This is a genomic window from Pseudoalteromonas sp. S2721 (assembly GCF_005887425.1).
Classification (GTDB): domain Bacteria; phylum Pseudomonadota; class Gammaproteobacteria; order Enterobacterales; family Alteromonadaceae; genus Pseudoalteromonas; species Pseudoalteromonas simplex.
Genome location: NZ_PNCZ01000053.1, coordinates 1 through 16,969, shown reverse-complemented (window position 1 = coordinate 16,969; position 16,969 = coordinate 1). Strand labels below are relative to the sequence as shown.

Below are 16,969 nucleotides of genomic sequence, written 5' to 3'. Positions count from 1 at the left end.
GGCATTTTGGTCTCAATGTGCTTGCGCAGTAAATGGTCTGCTTTTAGGATAAAATTTTACGGCTAAAAAAAGACCATTCCATGCAATTAAAAAAAACAATTCTTATTGGAGCAAGTTTGCTGTGCGCAGCAACGACGGCTCAAGTATATGCTAACGACAAGTTTGTCTCTGAAGATATTTTTCAACTTGAATACGCAGGCGACCCACAAATAAGCCCTGACGGTAAAAAAATCGTTTATGTGCGCAGCGGCTACGACATCATGAAAGATGGTAACAAGCGTAGCTTTTGGCTGTACGATATAAAGTCAGGTCAACACACGCCGCTGTTTTCTGATGAGCATAACTACAGCCAACCTACTTGGTCTCCAGATAGCAAGAAAATTGCTTTTACCAGCAACTCAAGCGGTTCGAATCAACTTCACGTTTATTGGTTAGCGCAAGACAAACAAGCATTATTAACGCAACTACCAAAATCAGTACGTAACTTAACGTGGTCAAATGATTCTGCACAAATTGCCTTCACCATGAGCATTCCTGAAGGTAAATCTGCGTTCGCTAAATCGGTAAAACTGCCGAAAAAACCAAAAGGCGCTGAGTGGTCAAAACCAGTGAGAGTGTTTGAAAAAGCACGCTATCAAGCTGATGGCGCTGGCTTTTTAGAGCCTTCATATCGTCACGTTTTTGTTATTCCGGTTTCGGGTGGCACACCACGCCAATTAACATCGGGTGATCATCAGCATTATGGCCCACTTGCTTGGGATCCAAGTAACACAAAACTAGCTTTTTCTGCTGATCGCAATGATGAGTGGGAATATCGCACAACTGAGTCAGACCTCTATGAAATCAATGTAAAATCAGGTGAGCTTACGCAACTAACTGATTTACCGGGCCGTGAGAGTAACCCGCGTTACGCTGAAGACGGTGATGAACTAGCCTTTGTTGCGCGTGACAACGCCCCTGTGCCTTACATTAACTCAACACTATCTATGCTCGATTTAGACGATAAATCAATCAAGCATATTACTGAAAAATTAGACCGCTCAGTGGCTGATTATAAGTGGTCAGGCGATGGCGACTTTGTTATTCAGTACGATGATTTTGGCAAGCGTAAGCTCGCTAAAGTAAACAGCCGCGGTAAGGTCACTGACTTAACTGATACGGTATCGGGCACTTCAATTGGTCGTCCGTATATCAGTGGTAGTTTCAGCATGGCCAATAATGGCGCTATTGCGTACACCACAGGCAGTGAATACCGCCCAGCTGATTTAGGCTACCTATACAAGGGTAAAAGTAAAACGCTAACTTCATTAAATGAAGATGTGTTAGGCCATAAAAATCTTGGTAAAGTGCACGAACTAAATGTTAAGTCACAGTTCGATGGCCAAGCTATTCAAGGTTGGTACATTACGCCACCTGATTTTGATGAGAACAAACAATACCCATTAATGGTTGAAATTCATGGCGGCCCACATCTTGCCTATGGCCCAAGCTTTACTGCTGAATTACAACGTTATGCCGCTGAAGGTTATGTGGTTGTGTATGTGAATTACCGTGGCTCAACAAGTTACGGTAAAGACTTTGCACTACTGCTAGATGGTAAATACAGTTCAGAAGAAGACTTTGCTGACCACAACTCAGCAGTTGATGCCATGATTGCTAAAGGCTTTATCGACAAAGATAACCTATTTATTGCGGGTGGTTCAGCAGGTGGTATTGCAACGGCTTATGCGGTTGGTTTAACAAACCGCTTCAACGCTGCGGCAATTACCAAGCCTGTGATCAACTGGTTAAGTAAAACGCTTTCAGCTGACAGCTATATTGGTCAAATTCGTAACCAGTTCCCTGGCATGCCTTGGGATAATGTTGAGCACTACTGGAAACGTTCGCCGCTTTCATTAGTGGGTAACGTCACCACGCCATCATTGATCATGACAGGTGAAGAAGACCGCCGTACGCCAATTTCAGAATCAGAGCAATTCTATCAAGCATTAAAACTGCAAAAGGTAGATACCGTGCTTATTCGTGTACCGGGCTCACCCCATGGTATTGCGGGTCGTCCATCACGTATGATTTCGAAAATTGAATACACGCTTGCGTGGTTCAAACAATATCAGAAGTAATGAATTAAGCAGGAGTGAGATGCTCACTCCTCTTAAAAATAATGATGACTAAGCGCAAGTTGAGCAGACCCTATCGACTGCGCTTTTTCCCCGCACACGCCTAAACTCACTTCACAGCTACGTAACCCACGATTATCTAAACGTGCAAATGCGGCAATTGATAACTGCTTGAGCTGTTCAAGTGCTTTACTCGGTAACGGCGAATCAACAATCACAGCTTGCATATCTAATAAACTCAAACTGTTATGCATGGCAATACTGATAGCCTCAGCAGCTTTTTCAAGCCAAGGCTGAACGAGTCGTTTATGATCTGAAAACTGACTGTCTGTCAGCTCATACACTGAAATGCCAAGTTGCTGCTTATCAAACTCGCTTTGCAATGATAGTAATGAACATTGACTAAGTAACTGCTCCCGATCAGCGTTTAGCATTGAGCCTATAGCACCGGCATTACCACTTTTACCTTCGAGAAGCTGGTGGTTAATCACTACAGCCCCACCTAAAAAAGCCCCCAAATAAACATACAAAAAATCGCTGTAGTTATTATGGTTACCAAGGCTTAGTTCTGCACAGCAGGCAGCGTTATTATCGTTACTAATATAAACAGGGAACTGGAACTGACTTTCTAAGTAACCTTTTAAGTCGAAATTTTGCCACTGACTAAGTGTATTGGTTGCTGAGCCTGAAGCGGCTTGCCATTGCCAAATATCAAACGGCATAGCGACCCCAAGCCCACACACATGTGATCGCAGTTCAGGCTCTAATTGACTGATTAGCTTTGGGATATGTATTTCTAAAAATGATTTAAGTTCTTCAACCGATGCTTCATGCACCTCAACAGATACAGACGCCCTTTGCGTGCTTTGTAAGTCAACGAGTATCAGATCAAAGCGTCGCCGCCCGATTTTCAAACCAAAACTAAATGCACCATCTGGGTTGAGCCTAAACGGCACACTTGGCTGCCCTACTCGGCCTTTAACAGGTGCATCACGAAGCAACAGCTTGTCTTCTTCAAGCTTATTGATATTCACTGTTGCCGCCTGAGCAGACAAGGCTAACGCTTTTGCTATTTGTGCTTTAGGCATGCTTTGCTGTTGCCTAATTAAACTTAAGATTGCGCGCTCGTTATTGCTTCTTGGTGCTCGCGATAAACTGCTCTTCATAACATCCTTCTTGATACAAGCTTGATAAGCGGCCTATTAGACCTGTTTGCAGTACTATCTACCAGTCAAAATAATAAATCAACTAGGTTGATTTATTATTTATAGTCGTGAATACTGTCGGCCACAACAATATGAACACATTAACCTGGTGAACTATGCAAACACAGTCCGCTATTGTATCGCGCCAAATGCTTTGGCCTTTTATTCTGCTTACGATTTGCTTTGCTGCTTGGGGTACTGCGGCCAATATGACAGACCCATTAGTTAAAGTTTTCAGCAAAACATTTTCGATGAGTGCGTTGCAATCAGCACTGGTGCAGTTTAGTTATTACGGCGCATATTTTTGCTTAGCTTTACCGGCAGCCATGATCAATAGACGGTTTAATTATAAAACAGGGCTGTTAGTGGGTTTAGCCATGGCCGCTTGTGGTGCCTTATTGTTTTACCCTGCTAGTCAAACCATGCTCTATAGCCACTTTTTATTGGCCTTGTTTATTCTTGCTGGTGGTTTGTCTATTTTAGAAACCTCTGCCAATCCCTACGTCATGCAGTTAGGATGCGAGCAAACAGCAACCCGCAGACTTAACCTCGCGCAAGCATTTAACCCTGTTGGGACTAATATTGGTGTGTTTTTAGCTGCGACGTTGATCTTACCGAACTTAAATCAAGCTGATAGCGCAAGCCGTGCCCTGATGAGTGAAGCGCAATTAAAAACCGTTGTGAGTGCAGAGCTCGATGCTGTGATGGTGCCGTATGTGGGTATGGCCTGTTGCTTAATCTTACTATGGCTATGTATCTTCTTTAGCCGCTCTCCTGCAACAGAAACAAAAGTAACAGCGCAGCCGCGTAAACTTAAAAAGACCTTTCAACATTTGTATCAAAATAAGCACTACCGATTTGGCGTGCTGGCACAGTTTTTTAATGTTGGCGCCCAAACCTGTGTATGGACCTACACCATTGGCTACACCATGGAAGCACTTAACACGACAGAAGTTACCGGCGGCCAAGTCTTACAATATTCGATGTTGGTGTTTTTAGTATCTCGTTTCATTATGACATGGCTAATGCGCTTTATTAGCGGCGCTAAATTACTGCGTTTTATGGCTTTAGTTGCAGCCGTGCTTTGTTTTATTGTTACCACCCAAGTTAATTTAGTGGGCGTAGTCGCACTTGTTGCTATTTCAAGCTGTCTATCTTTGATGTTTCCAACCATCTACGGCACAGCACTTGAAGGCCTTGGCGAAGATGCAAAAGTTGGTGCGGCTGGTTTAGTAATGGCAATTTTAGGGGGCGCATTTTTACCTCTGATCCAAGCCGCAACCATAGATGCTTTTAACACTGCGGTTTCGTTTGTTGTACCACTTGGATGTTTTCTTATCGTATCTCTTTATGGGCACCACAGCATTAGGTCACCACGACACCAGCAATCATAATTTTTAAAGGCATCTTGCAAAGTCAGATGCCTTTTATAATTGTACTTTGTGGTTAGATAATGTGAAAATCACTATCTTTCTAACTACCTATAAGTGAGTATGAAATCACTTAAGCTTTTTATCTTAAATTACACAGCAAAGCTTAAAAACATGAGTAGCTTTGAGCACTTTCGGTTTTTTTTAATAAAGTATATTTGTTTCTTTTTTGGCTGCTTTATCTGTTTCGTCTTACACGAATATTTTCGTGTTCCTATTGTTGTAGCCGCTGCTGCGACAGGCTTAATCGGTACGTTTTTACCTTTTTCAAGAACGTTAAAATCACACCCTTATGCGGCCATTTACGCTGGTAGCTTTGCTGGCATGTGCTCTTCAAGTTTAATAAACAGTTATTGGGAGCTAAGTCTTATTTCATTGATCGGTGCCAGTCTTTATATTTTGACTATGAATCTATTTGCAGGTTTTGGCGGCCGACTTGGTAGTGTGGCTTTTGCCAGTGTGGCGCTTTATATGCTTGCAAAAGGGATTTTTTGATGAATATATTTATTGCGATAACAGCGTTATTAGGTGCTTACTCAACCTACTTTTTAGCACATCATAATCGCTTCGACGGCATTCGCGCATCAGCGGCCACCAGCATTATTGCATTTGCGATTTTGAGTCTATTCCCCGTTGATGTTGAGCTATACAGCGTGGCATTTTTCGGCGGTACTTTCATCGGTATGAGCGCACCAAAACGCTTTGGCATTTTTACATTAGCCATTGCGTCATTACTATTTGCTTTGTTGTTTGAGTACCTCGTGCCACGCTTACATGGCTATGGCGGTGCATTAGGATTGAGTGCGTTTTTATCTGTCTGTGTTTGCCACATCGGTATTTTACTCGGTGCGCCACGAAGCAAAAAGAACAACTAATTCCGACTCACCGATTAAAAACCTATACCTTTTTATTAATATTCATTACTATGTTAACAATATGTTTAAAGGTGTAGGTTCTTTATGCTTCTTCGTTCATTGCTGATTGTTATTATCTTCTGCTTTATCAGTAGTGCTACGACGGCGAAAACACTGACCTTTATTGCCGAAGATTTACCCCCATACCATTTTAAAAATCAGCAAGGTAAAGCCGATGGTGCGCTTGTTGAAGTGATAAAGTCTGCCCTAGCGAAAACAAACATCGCTGGCGAATTCGCAATTATGCCAATGGCCCGAGCTTTTCATGAGTTTCAAAATGACCCAAGCATATTGATGATTTCATTGCTAAAAAATGAGTCTCGTGAATATAAATTCCAATGGCTAGCACAAACCTATTTTGCCGATGCTTATTTAGTTGGGCTTGCCAAACAAAACCACGAAATAAAAAGCTTAAAACAAGCAAAGAAATACCGTGTGGCAACAATTCGTGGCTACTCAAGTGAACATTATTTGAAACAAGCCGGCTTTAATGAAAATAAAAATTTGGTGCTGGTCAGTCATTACCATCAACTTTGGCAAATGCTAGAGAAAGGACGAATTGATTTTGTACTAACCAACACGCTTACCTTACAAAACGAACTCGCGTTATCAGGAGTTCTCCCTAATGACATTAATAAGAGCCTCCACTTAGACGACTACCCATCAGGCCTTTATTTAGCCGCGAATCTAAAATTGGACAAGCAACTTGCTATGCAATTGAGTGATGCCATAAAAGCATTGAAACAAAACGGTCAATACCAAGCAATTTTACAAAAATGGCATCTGCCTTTACCTAGATTATAATGAAAAACACGCAATCATCTTACAAAGGCTTAGCTTTAGCTATTTTGCTTAGCGGCTTATCGCTAAATACCCTTGCTATTACCCCTGAACAAGCTTTAGAAAAGCTTAACGAAGCACAATTGTTACGTAACAGTAATCCAAACCAAGCCACTAAAATATTTGAGCAATTAACTAACGACTCGACCCTTTCCAATGAACCTAACATCATACAAGAGGCATTCGAATCGCTGGCATTTATGAATATGGGCAGTGGCGATTATGACCAAGCTCTTAGCTATGCAGAGCAGCTGCTTGATTACGGGGAAAAGCACAATAACCAGTCAGTAACAGTACGAGCAATGCTTATTCAAGGTTACGCGCAAGGCAGAAAAAGTAACTTTCTTAAGGCAGAGCAACACTATCGCGCTGCATTATCCATTGCCAAACAGATAAATAACTCAGTGCTGATTGCCCAGTCCTATGAGCGATTAGCAGCCATTTTACGCTGGCAAGATAAGTACATAGCTGCCCTCAATGAAGCACAAAAAGCAGTCAATATTTTACAAGAGTTTGATGACGATAAATCTTATGCCTCTGCATTGCAGAACTTAGGTATTATTGAAGCAATTATTGGTGACCACCACGACGCACTAGCCAATCTTACTTTGTCGTTTTCTTTACATCAAAAACTTGACGATAAAAAAGGCATTGCTGATGCACTTTATGAAATTGGCGAAGTTTATCGACGTATGGGTGACAGTGCCCAATCGTTAAAGCACTTTAAAATGTCGCACGTTCTGGATTTAGAAATTGGCTCTAAAGTCGATATCGGTAATAGTGCCATGAAGGTCGGCTATGCAGCGCTAAAACAAGGTGAGCTTACAACAGCCACAGACTATGCAGAAAAGTCGATTAGCTATTATCTACCCTCATCTTCAAACACAGGATTGTGCCGTTCATATAATTTAATGGCGTTAATTGCTCTAAAACAAAATAACATTAGTGAAGCGCAAGCCTATATTGATGGCGCCATGGCAATCGCCACTGACTTTAATTTCCGCTCCCATTTAGTGTCTTTAGCGATCACCCAAACACGTATCTATCAAGCTCTTAATGACCATGCAAAAGCAATTAAAACCGCAGAACAGGCCTTAAACCAGGCTAATGAGTTACAAGATGTCGAAGATCAAATTAGCTTAAATAAATTACTCACTGACTCTTACCTTGCATTACAACTTTATAAACAGGCATTTGAATCGCAAAGCCGCTATCAAACCCTTGAAAATAAAACGGGTAAAAATCAGCACGACTTAACTGTGGCCGCGATGCAAAGCCAAGTCGCCTTTATGCGAAATCAGCAAGAAATAAACCAATTAAGTGCAGATAAACAAATTCAAGCAGCACAACTAAGCGAAAGTGAATGGCAATTTAAAGCCTGGTTACTCGGCCTAAGCTGTGTGATTTTATTGATATCAGGCTTTGGTTACCGCTCATTTAAAAAGCGTAAACTTGCCAGCGAGCGAGCACAACTATTACAAGAAGTCGTTGATAAGAAGAACCGCTTACTAGCCGATGTATCCCATGAAATTCGCACACCACTCACAGCGCTACAATTGCAAGTTGAAGCATTGCAATACAATATCGCAAAAGACGTTGATGCCTCTTACGATGCAATTAATCGAAAGCTAACCGATATCAATATACTGATCCGTGATATCCACCAACTAGCACAAGCAGACTCAGATAGCCTATACCTGAACCTCAAACCCTATTTACTTGCTGATGTATTATCCGTTTGGCAGCAAGACTTTGCTGCTTTTGTACAAAGCAAAGGCTTTGAATTTACCAGTGACATTCATGTTACTGCTGATATAAAGGTGACATGGGATATCGATAAAATTAAGCAAGTACTGGCTAATCTTTTATCAAACAGCACCTTTTATACTGATAAACCCGGCAAAATTAAATTTATAGCGACAGCCTCAGCGCAGAGTATTACTTTTAGCATTGAAGATACCCCACCCGGCGTGACTAACAATCAGTTAGTTGAAATATTCGAACGTTTATACCGCGTTGATAAATCGCGTAGCCGCCAAACGGGTGGCTCAGGCCTTGGACTTGCGATTTGTAAAAGCCTAATAGAAACGCACAAAGGTACTATCAAGGCTGAGCACAGTGAGTTAGGTGGCGTTAAGATCCTCATTTGCTTACCGCTTATTAGTGAACAACAGGTTTAATTAGCATCTCGATTCCCTGAAATCGCCCCAAATCCGGGCAATTTAACGACATTTAGTCCCATTAATGCCGACCAAGGTCGCATGTTATTTAATCAAAAACCGCCCTATATTTTTTAGTACGTTGTACTAATCTCTCACTAAAAAGTATAGGAGCCTCACAATGGCGGGCGAATATCAACAACAATACCAACAGTTCCAGCGCGATCCGGGTCAGTTTTGGCTTGAGCAAAGTAAACGAATTCCTTGGTTTAAAGAGCCAAGTGCCCCTTATCAATATGACGATAATGATTTTTACCATTGGTTTGCCGATGGTCAACTAAACACTTGTTATCTAGCCCTCGACCAACATGTCGAAGCAGGCTATGGCGACCAAACTGCACTAATTTACGACTCCCCTGTTACCAATACTAAACAACAATACACTTATGGCGAGTTACAAACTCAAGTTGCTAAATTTGCAGGACTCATGCAATCCCTTGGCGTAAGCAAAGGTGACCGCGTAGTCATTTATATGCCAATGATCCCACAAGCGGTTATTGGTATGCTAGCGTGTGCTCGCCTTGGTGCCATTCACTCCGTTGTATTTGGTGGTTTTGCACCGCACGAACTCGCGGTGCGTATTGATGATGCAAAGCCTAAGCTTGTGCTTACTGCGTCTTGCGGGGTCGAAATCAATCATGTGATTGAATATAAACCACTGCTTGATGAAGCACTCGAAAACGCCCAGCATACTGTTGAACACTGTATTGTCTTTCAGCGTGAGCAAGCCATTGCCGAGATGCAAGATGGCCGAGACATCGATTGGCAATCAGCCTCTGATGCAGCAAGTTCAGTCGATGCCGTGCCGGTTGCAGGTGACGACCCGCTTTATATTCTTTACACCTCAGGCACCACAGGCACACCTAAAGGGGTGGTTCGAGAAAACGGTGGTCACGCTGTTGCAATGCATTACAGCATGGAGACCGTGTATGGCATGAAACCCGGCGAAGTATTTTGGGCTGCTTCTGATATTGGCTGGGTGGTAGGTCACTCATACATTGTATATGCACCGCTTATTTATCGCTGCGCTACCGTACTTTATGAAGGCAAACCCATAAGAACCCCTGATGCCAGTGCATTTTGGCGTGTTGTTGAAGATTACAAAGTCACCGCCTTATTCAGTGCTCCTACTGCGTTTCGCGCTATTAAAAAAGAAGACCCTACCGCAGAGGGCTTTAAACAATACGATACTTCGAGTTTAAAACGTTTATTCTTGGCCGGTGAACGCTTAGATCCTCCCACGTATGAATGGCTAAAAGACAACACCGGCTTGCCCGTACTTGACCATTGGTGGCAAACAGAAACTGGTTGGGCCATTGCGTGTAATCCAATTGGTATTGAACAGCTTGCCACTAAGGCGGGTAGCTCAACAGTGCCAACACCGGGCTTTGATGTACAAATTCTTGATATGAATGGGCAGCAGTGCTCAGCAAACGAAAATGGTGCGGTGGTAATTAAACTGCCTTTACCTCCTGGCTGCTTACCAACAATTTGGCAAAACAATGAACGCTTTCAAGCGGGTTATTTAAGCGAGTATCCGGGCTACTACCTTTCTGGTGATGGCGGCTATATTGATGACGATGGTTATCTATTTATTATGGGTCGTACCGACGATGTAATTAACGTTGCGGGTCATCGCTTATCAACCGGTGAAATGGAAGAAATTGTTGCAGCCCACCCTGCTGTTGCTGAATGTGCAGTATTTGGCGTTAACGATGCACTCAAAGGGCAATTACCTATGGCGATGATAGTGCTCAAAGACGATTACCTTGGCGATAGCAAAGAAGTCGAGCAACAGCTAGTCCATTCTGTAAGGCATCAAATTGGTGCCATTGCCTGTTTAAAGAATGTTTTGCATGTTGAGCGCCTACCAAAAACCCGTTCAGGAAAAATACTCAGAAAGAACTTACGCCAATTGGTCGATGGTGAAGAACTACAAATTCCATCTACCATTGATGATGCGAGTATATTTGATGAAATCAACCAACAACTTAACAATCGCTGATCTGCGTTTGTAATTTTGTAATGTTACCAAAGGCCTTGTTTAAGGCCTTTATTCGTTTTGGCCTATGGCTTGCAACTTTACTAATAAGTTAGCAAACGAAAAGGTGGTTAACATGGCTATTATTGCAGGTTATTTCCAATTCAATGATTCAGATAAAACTGACTTTAAGTATATAAATCAACTAGCTAATGTATTTAGTAACTATGAAGAAAAACATGTTCGTTTTTTTAATTGCGAGTATGGAGCCATTTTTCAGTATGATTTTGATGCCTATGAGCAGTCGAGCTGGTTGCGAACTGAGTCGCAAATTGCAACACTCATTGGACACCCTCTCATATCAAGCTCTAGAACACAGGACCTAATTACACTTGCGGGCTGCGAGTCTCTCGACTTTTCTTTGCAGCAATGCGAAGGAGTATTTAGCTTTTGTCAATTTGATCTGCAGAGCCAGCGCCTAACATTAGCGACTGATCCACTTGGATTAAAACCTTTTTATACCTTACAAACACAGTATGGTTTACTATTTTCCACTAACCTTAATTTATTTAAGCAGTTGGATATCCAACTACAGAACAATCCGGATGCATTAACTGAGCTTGCCGTGCTTGGTTATCCTCTTTTAGATCATACGCCGTTTAAAGACGTAAAATGCTCATACCCAAGTGAAATGCTATGCTTTAATGCAAAACAGGGTGTAACTAGAAAAAGATATTTTGATTGGGTATCACTTGCAAAACAAAAGCTCGTTGCACCAGATGCAATTGAAGGGATCTCAAAGGCTTTTAAAACTTTAGTTGCAAAGGCAAAACATAAAGATAAAACAATTCTTTGCACTTTATCTGGCGGCTTAGACTCTAGGCTTATTAACAGTGAGTTATTGCGCCAAGGCGTGCAATTGAAGTCGTTTAACTTTTCGCAATCTGATAGCCAAGATCTATTTTGTGCTAAACAATATGCATCACAAAATGCAGTACCATTAGAAGTAATACAAGTTTCAGACACCCAGCGGCTATCTGTCGAACAGCGCCTTGGCAAATATTGGCGTAAAGCGAAACATCAAGATTTCACTAACGTATGCAGACCACAAATAAGCTGGTCAGGAAATGGCGGTAGTGTTGGGGTCGGGCTTATTTATTACGGTGATGAAATTTATGCTGCAGCAAAAGAAAACAACTTAGATAAACTAATCAGTGCTTACCTCAAACAACAATACGCTTTTTTACCTAAGTCAGTTGTTCATAATGCTGAACAATTACAACAAAAACTGATAGCTAACTTAAAAATTAGCTTCGAACCACTCGCTGAATTACCACTTGAAAAAGCATTTCAATTATTCTTGCTGCTTAACGATCAACACCACCATTTGAGTGTTCCTAACGAGCAGGTTTGCGAATTTAAAATGGAGTTTTTCCATCCATTTTATTCGTGGAAGGTCCTACAGTATCCGTTGGGTTTACCGGTGGAGTACGTTCGCAAACACCGTTTTTATCAACGATGGTTAAAAACCGATTACCCACGAGCTTTACTTGCGCCTTGGCAAACTTACCCAGGACACTTGCCTTGCCCAATAACCGTCAAGTATCAAACCCAATGGCAATTGAATAGCGCAAAACTTATGTCGCCCACAGAACTATTAAAGCTATGGTTTAAAATTATGTTTTTTGACCGCCATTTATTGATAAAGCGCTGCCATTTCACTTTACTTTGCATCTTACAGTTAACTCATTTAAAGAATGTTCAGCCTAATTTACGTGTTGCTCAGAAATTCTGCCAATGGTGAATAAAGTTCAGGCCATCATTTTGAATTAACTGCTTTGAAGTAAAAACAGCTTTCTAACAACGAACTTTTCGGGCTAGAATCTATAAAGTTATTAATATCATAAGCTGAAATTTTAATGAGAAAATGGACTCTTCCTCTACTGCCCCTAATCGTATTAGCAGGCTGCACCTCGGTTAGCAAAAATGAATGTTTACAAGCTGACTGGCATGGTATTGGTTATAAACATGGTGCAGATGGCACTGAGTATCGCGATGGCATAGATGCACTATCACAATGCAGTGAGTATGGTGTAAATGCTGACATTGCTAAATATAAAGTGGGATACGATCAGGGCCTCGCTACATACTGTGAACCGGAAAATGGCTTTACGTTAGGCATGCAAGGCGCGTCATACAATGGTGTCTGTAATAGCACAGCGTTTCGTAAAGCATGGCAAGAAGGTAACGATAGATATCAAGTGCAACAAAGACTGAGTTATATTGATAATCGCATTGACGATATCGACCGTCGATTAAAAGATATTCGTGGCGAGCTTAACAGTAACCAACTTAATAATACTCAGCAAAAAGAACTTTATCGAGAACGCAAAGATTTAGAAAACGAGCGTAAAGATTTGCGCAAAGAACGCACATTACTTCCGCTTTTGAATAAACTGCCTAGTGTTGAAATATCAACCGAGTGGTGAGACTTTTAGAGCCAATTTCATTTCATACATTTGTTTATCAGCGATGGCCAAAAGTTCCTTTGCACTGTGTCCGTGTAAAGGATACATGGCGATACCAAAGCTCGCACTTACCGGCTGAACCGTTTCATAATCTTGCGCTACTTTTTTAACCGCCTGCTGACATCGTAGCGCTATATCTTGGCACAAACTAGCCTTTGTTAATGAAGGTAAAACAATAACAAACTCATCACCACCAATGCGCGATAGCACATCTTTATCTCTCATTTGTAAACGCAATTGCTGACTAATGTCCAGTAATAAATTGTCACCCTGTTCATGACCATATGTATCATTAACGAGTTTGAAATTATCAAGATCAAGATAGATCAATGCAAATTGGTTATGCTCTGCTGGCGTTCTTTGTGAGAAAGCACGCAATTGAATATCGAGTCCTCTGCGATTCAATAGCTTAGTAAGTGGATCTTGATTAACTAGCTCATTGAGAAGCTGGCGCTTTTCTACCGCCGAAGAGATATCATCAAATGCACCGATATAATGAGAAACTAAGCCATTTTCATCATACAGTGCATCTATGGATAATTGCTCAGGAAACACCTCTCCTGACTTTCGCTTATTCCATACCTCTCCTTGCCAACAGCCTTTATCGAGCAACTCAGTCCACATTTGTTGATAAAACTCATCTGGTTGCTTCTTTGCAGAAAGTATTGAAGGTTTTTTACCTATTACCTCATGCTTCTTAAACCCTGTTATTTGCTCAAAAGCAGGATTTACATCAACAATCACAGACTCAGCGGTGGTGATCAGAATCCCTCGGCTAGTTGTAGAAAAAACAGCCGTTAATAGTTTAATTCTCTCATTACTTTTAACTTCCTCTGTAACATCCTCAGAATAACCATTCCATTCTACACTGCCATCAGCTCGGGCTATAGGAGATGATTTTGCCGAAATCCAGATCTGTCCTTTTTTGGGGTGGTTAACGCGAAACACTTCACACCAATCAGTTAGCTCTGCACGTGAATGCTCAATACTTCGTACAATACGTTCCAGATCATCTTGATGTATCGCTTGCATAACTCTATCTGCTGATGACTCAATATCTTTGGGAGAGCAGCCATAGATATCAAATACTTTTGATGTAGCAAATGGGAAAAACGCTTCATCTTTATTGTCTATTACATATTGATAAACAAAGCCTGGGAGGTTATCAGTGAACTTTTTTAGTTCTTGATGTAGGAATTCAATTTCGCGTTCTTTTTGCCATTGTTCCGTAATATCAATATGTATTCCAACCATCCATTCTGGATTACCGTTTTTATCCCACGTTTGTACTTGGCCTTTATCAAGCACTTTAACCCAGTGGCCTCGTTTATGTTTCATACGCGCTTCACAGACATATCGCGCTGATTCACCTTCGAAGTGCTCATTTAATAATTGCTCAGATTTCACTAAGTCTTCAGGGTGAGCAAAGGTAAGCCAAGTATCAATTGAAACGGGTTCTAGTTCGCACAGAGAATAGCCAATGATATCTGCCCATTTATCATTAAAAATTGTTTCGCCTGTTTGCACATTCCAGAGCCAAACTCCCACATCACCACTTTCGAGAAGCAACTGTGCAATATCTAGTCCTAGCTGCGACTTTAGTTCATTGTAAGCTTCACTAAATGCCATAATCTGCCTTAATAACTAGCCTAATGATAAACAATTAAGTCTTATTCATTATTTTAGTTAAAAAGGCAAAAAATACTAAAATATAATCAAATAAATATACTCTTACAGATTTATTGCGGATTGGTATTTTTCACCTTGACGGCCAGTCAACCTCATCAACCGAGTCAAAAAGCGTTGTGGTCGTTTGCTCGCCATTCCATTTGCGAATGTAACGTGACAAAGGATCATAAAGCGCTGTTTGCTTATTGATATGAAAGTGACGCCCACCTCTAGGGTCGACACCGACACCCGCAATATATTGCCAATTGCCCCAATTTGCAGCCACATCATAATCAATAAGTTGCTGTTCGAAGTAAGCTGCACCATAGCGCCAATCAAGAGCTAACTCATTAACCAAACAGCTTGCTGCAATCTGCCGCGAGCGGTTAGATATAAAGCCTGTTGTGTTGAGTTCATGCATTATCGCATTTACCAATGGAAATGGAGTGCAGCCATTACACCAAGCAGTGAAACGCTGGCTGTTAAACGTTGTTAGCGGCGCATTTTGCTTTTGACCTTTGAATAAAAAAAGCTTTGCTCCCGCTTGCAGTGCATGCCATTTGAAATATTCGCGCCATAGCAATTCAAACTTTATCCAATAGCTCGACTCATTTGCACCGTTTTGATGCTCATATTTTTCAACTTCGTTATACAGTTGTTTAGCACTAATTGTGCCTCCAGCAAGCCAAACACTAAACTTAGTGCTGTTGCTAAAGCCATCTAACTCATTGCGAGTCTCTTTATAGCTGCTTGGTGCTTTTGAGGAAAAGTACGCACTGCAATGTTGCTGAGCTGCAAATAAACCTCCTTTGAAGCTAGCTGACTGGGTAACTACGTCAGCAATATTGTGTTCAGCACATAACTGTACTGGGTGAGGTAATCGGCTGACCGCAGGTCGCGGTGCAGCTATAAAGGTTGGCTCAGCTTCTACTTTTTTACGAAAGGCGGTAAAATTTTTTGGTAATTCATCAAGCTGAAATGGTAAGTCCGCTGCTTTAAACAAGGTATCTTGCTGATAAGTTTTCACGGCAGCTTGAGGGCATATAGCTTTAATTTTTTCGAGCTGTTTTTGCTCATAAACGCCAACTTGCTCGGTACAAACCAATGTTTCAATATTATATTTTTGCAAACGCTGGCTGATTACATACTCAGGCTCACCTGTGATCACATGAAGTGTTTGGCCAAGATTCTCAACTGCGTTTGCAAATGCAGATAGGCTCTCAAGTAAAAAGTTGTACTTATGTTCCCCATATGGCTTCTGTTGGTAATTAGTTTGCCTAAACCAACGCGGTTCAATCACAAACACTAAATCAAGCTCGCCAGCAAAATCTGCTAATTCAGATAAAATTTCATTATCAGCTAGGCGTAAATCATTTTGTAGCCAATATAAAACTCGTTTTTTCATGGGATAACTCATATGTTTTAACATACATACGAATACCCTTCTTATCCGGATTTAAATATCAGAACAAAATGATTAACTATAATTTGCAGATAGGTATTAAGCATCTTGCTCTTTACTCATAAGCTCGCTCATACGTTGCATAAGCTCTTGCTCACTGAGGTCTTCTTTGTGTGTCCCTATAGTCCAAATATGACCAAAAGGGTCTTCTAGAGTCCCTGACCTATCGCCATAAAATTGGTCATGTACTGGACGCAGCTCTTTCGCCCCAAGCGATAATGCTTTAGCAAAAACAGCATCGACATCTTCAACATACAGCATAATGCTCACCGGCGTACCGCCAAGTTGTTGCGGCGACTTAAATTGCACATCAGGGCAATTATCAGAAAGCATAATATGAGAGTCGGCTATTTTTATTTCAGCATGTGCCACCCCACCATCAGGCAGAGGCATTTGCATTACAAGTTCAGCAGCAAAAGCTTGTTTGTAGAACTCTATCGCCTTAGTGGCACCTTCAATAACCAAATACGGGGTTACCGCATGGTAACCTTTTGGGATTGCAGAAACAGCCATGTTACACCTCAACGTTAAATGTGTGAGTTATAAAGGTAGCAGTTGTAGCTAATTTCACTAATCTAATGATAAAAACGCCAGCGAAATATTTC

13 protein-coding genes are annotated in these 16,969 nt (G+C 41.4%); 9 read left to right on the top strand and 4 right to left on the bottom strand.

Annotation, left to right across the window (positions count from 1 at the left end; all coding sequences use genetic code 11):
* The first annotated feature begins 80 nt into the window (after window positions 1–80).
* The gene (locus CWC02_RS17115) at window positions 81–2,120 is read left to right on the top strand and encodes a S9 family peptidase (RefSeq protein ID WP_138619542.1); all 2,040 of its coding nucleotides are present in this window, start codon (window positions 81–83) and stop codon (window positions 2,118–2,120) included.
* A gap of 32 nt (window positions 2,121–2,152) precedes the next feature.
* Here CWC02_RS17115 and CWC02_RS17110 read toward each other — a convergent pair whose 3' ends face one another.
* Entirely contained in the window at window positions 2,153–3,283 is a 1,131-nt protein-coding gene (locus CWC02_RS17110) for an ROK family transcriptional regulator (protein WP_138619540.1), read from the bottom strand.
* Between the two features lie 155 nt (window positions 3,284–3,438).
* Here CWC02_RS17110 and fucP point away from each other — a divergent pair, with 155 nt between their 5' ends.
* The 8 genes from fucP (at window position 3,439) to CWC02_RS17070 (ending at window position 13,195) form a co-directional block, all read left to right on the top strand.
* Window positions 3,439–4,716 carry an L-fucose:H+ symporter permease gene (gene fucP, locus CWC02_RS17105; RefSeq protein ID WP_138619538.1) on the top strand — a complete coding sequence of 426 codons (1,278 nt, stop codon included), beginning with the start codon at window positions 3,439–3,441 and terminating at the stop codon, window positions 4,714–4,716.
* A gap of 150 nt (window positions 4,717–4,866) precedes the next feature.
* Window positions 4,867–5,247, top strand: coding sequence for a hypothetical protein (locus tag CWC02_RS17100; RefSeq protein ID WP_171041543.1), 381 nt, complete (start codon window positions 4,867–4,869; stop codon window positions 5,245–5,247).
* Window positions 5,247–5,627, top strand: coding sequence for a hypothetical protein (locus tag CWC02_RS17095; RefSeq protein WP_054551843.1), 381 nt, complete (start codon window positions 5,247–5,249; stop codon window positions 5,625–5,627). The genes CWC02_RS17100 and CWC02_RS17095 overlap by 1 nt, the downstream gene beginning before the upstream one ends.
* Before the next feature lie 84 nt (window positions 5,628–5,711).
* Window positions 5,712–6,470 carry a substrate-binding periplasmic protein gene (locus tag CWC02_RS17090; protein WP_138619536.1) on the top strand — a complete coding sequence of 253 codons (759 nt, stop codon included), beginning with the start codon at window positions 5,712–5,714 and terminating at the stop codon, window positions 6,468–6,470.
* Window positions 6,470–8,686, top strand: a complete 2,217-nt coding sequence (locus tag CWC02_RS17085) for a tetratricopeptide repeat protein (RefSeq protein WP_138619534.1) — start codon at window positions 6,470–6,472, stop codon at window positions 8,684–8,686. Before CWC02_RS17090 ends, CWC02_RS17085 begins: the two co-directional genes overlap by 1 nt.
* A 160-nt stretch (window positions 8,687–8,846) precedes the next feature.
* Window positions 8,847–10,730, top strand: coding sequence for a propionyl-CoA synthetase (locus CWC02_RS17080; protein WP_138619532.1), 1,884 nt, complete (start codon window positions 8,847–8,849; stop codon window positions 10,728–10,730).
* Window positions 10,731–10,842: 112 nt separating this feature from the next.
* The gene (locus CWC02_RS17075; protein WP_171043861.1) at window positions 10,843–12,510 is read left to right on the top strand and encodes an asparagine synthetase B family protein; all 1,668 of its coding nucleotides are present in this window, start codon (window positions 10,843–10,845) and stop codon (window positions 12,508–12,510) included.
* A gap of 115 nt (window positions 12,511–12,625) precedes the next feature.
* Window positions 12,626–13,195 (top strand): DUF2799 domain-containing protein, encoded by a 570-nt coding sequence (locus CWC02_RS17070; RefSeq protein ID WP_138619528.1) that lies wholly within the window; start codon window positions 12,626–12,628, stop codon window positions 13,193–13,195.
* Here CWC02_RS17070 and CWC02_RS17065 read toward each other — a convergent pair.
* From CWC02_RS17065 to CWC02_RS17055, 3 genes are all read right to left on the bottom strand, one after another.
* On the bottom strand, window positions 13,181–14,863 hold the full coding sequence (locus CWC02_RS17065; protein WP_054551849.1) for a sensor domain-containing diguanylate cyclase: 1,683 nt from the start codon (window positions 14,861–14,863) through the stop codon (window positions 13,181–13,183). The genes CWC02_RS17070 and CWC02_RS17065 overlap by 15 nt on opposite strands.
* 130 nt (window positions 14,864–14,993) lie before the next feature.
* Window positions 14,994–16,307 carry a DASH family cryptochrome gene (locus CWC02_RS17060; RefSeq protein WP_054551850.1) on the bottom strand — a complete coding sequence of 438 codons (1,314 nt, stop codon included), beginning with the start codon at window positions 16,305–16,307 and terminating at the stop codon, window positions 14,994–14,996.
* Window positions 16,308–16,403: 96 nt separating this feature from the next.
* A complete protein-coding gene (locus CWC02_RS17055; protein WP_054551851.1) occupies window positions 16,404–16,877 on the bottom strand; it encodes a VOC family protein in 474 nt (157 codons plus the stop codon).
* Window positions 16,878–16,969 lie beyond the last annotated feature (92 nt).

Excerpts from the sequence above, each read along its gene's own strand:
- CWC02_RS17115 (WP_138619542.1), top strand. The coding sequence starts at position 81 with ATGCAATTAAAAAAAACAATTCTTATTGGAGCAAGTTTGCTGTGCGCA.
- CWC02_RS17110 (WP_138619540.1), bottom strand. The coding sequence starts at position 3,283 with ATGAAGAGCAGTTTATCGCGAGCACCAAGAAGCAATAACGAGCGCGCA.
- fucP (WP_138619538.1), top strand. The coding sequence starts at position 3,439 with ATGCAAACACAGTCCGCTATTGTATCGCGCCAAATGCTTTGGCCTTTT.
- CWC02_RS17100 (WP_171041543.1), top strand. The coding sequence starts at position 4,867 with ATGAGTAGCTTTGAGCACTTTCGGTTTTTTTTAATAAAGTATATTTGT.
- CWC02_RS17095 (WP_054551843.1), top strand. The coding sequence starts at position 5,247 with ATGAATATATTTATTGCGATAACAGCGTTATTAGGTGCTTACTCAACC.
- CWC02_RS17090 (WP_138619536.1), top strand. The coding sequence starts at position 5,712 with ATGCTTCTTCGTTCATTGCTGATTGTTATTATCTTCTGCTTTATCAGT.
- CWC02_RS17085 (WP_138619534.1), top strand. The coding sequence starts at position 6,470 with ATGAAAAACACGCAATCATCTTACAAAGGCTTAGCTTTAGCTATTTTG.
- CWC02_RS17080 (WP_138619532.1), top strand. The coding sequence starts at position 8,847 with ATGGCGGGCGAATATCAACAACAATACCAACAGTTCCAGCGCGATCCG.
- CWC02_RS17075 (WP_171043861.1), top strand. The coding sequence starts at position 10,843 with ATGGCTATTATTGCAGGTTATTTCCAATTCAATGATTCAGATAAAACT.
- CWC02_RS17070 (WP_138619528.1), top strand. The coding sequence starts at position 12,626 with ATGAGAAAATGGACTCTTCCTCTACTGCCCCTAATCGTATTAGCAGGC.
- CWC02_RS17065 (WP_054551849.1), bottom strand. The coding sequence starts at position 14,863 with ATGGCATTTAGTGAAGCTTACAATGAACTAAAGTCGCAGCTAGGACTA.
- CWC02_RS17060 (WP_054551850.1), bottom strand. The coding sequence starts at position 16,307 with ATGAAAAAACGAGTTTTATATTGGCTACAAAATGATTTACGCCTAGCT.
- CWC02_RS17055 (WP_054551851.1), bottom strand. The coding sequence starts at position 16,877 with ATGGCTGTTTCTGCAATCCCAAAAGGTTACCATGCGGTAACCCCGTAT.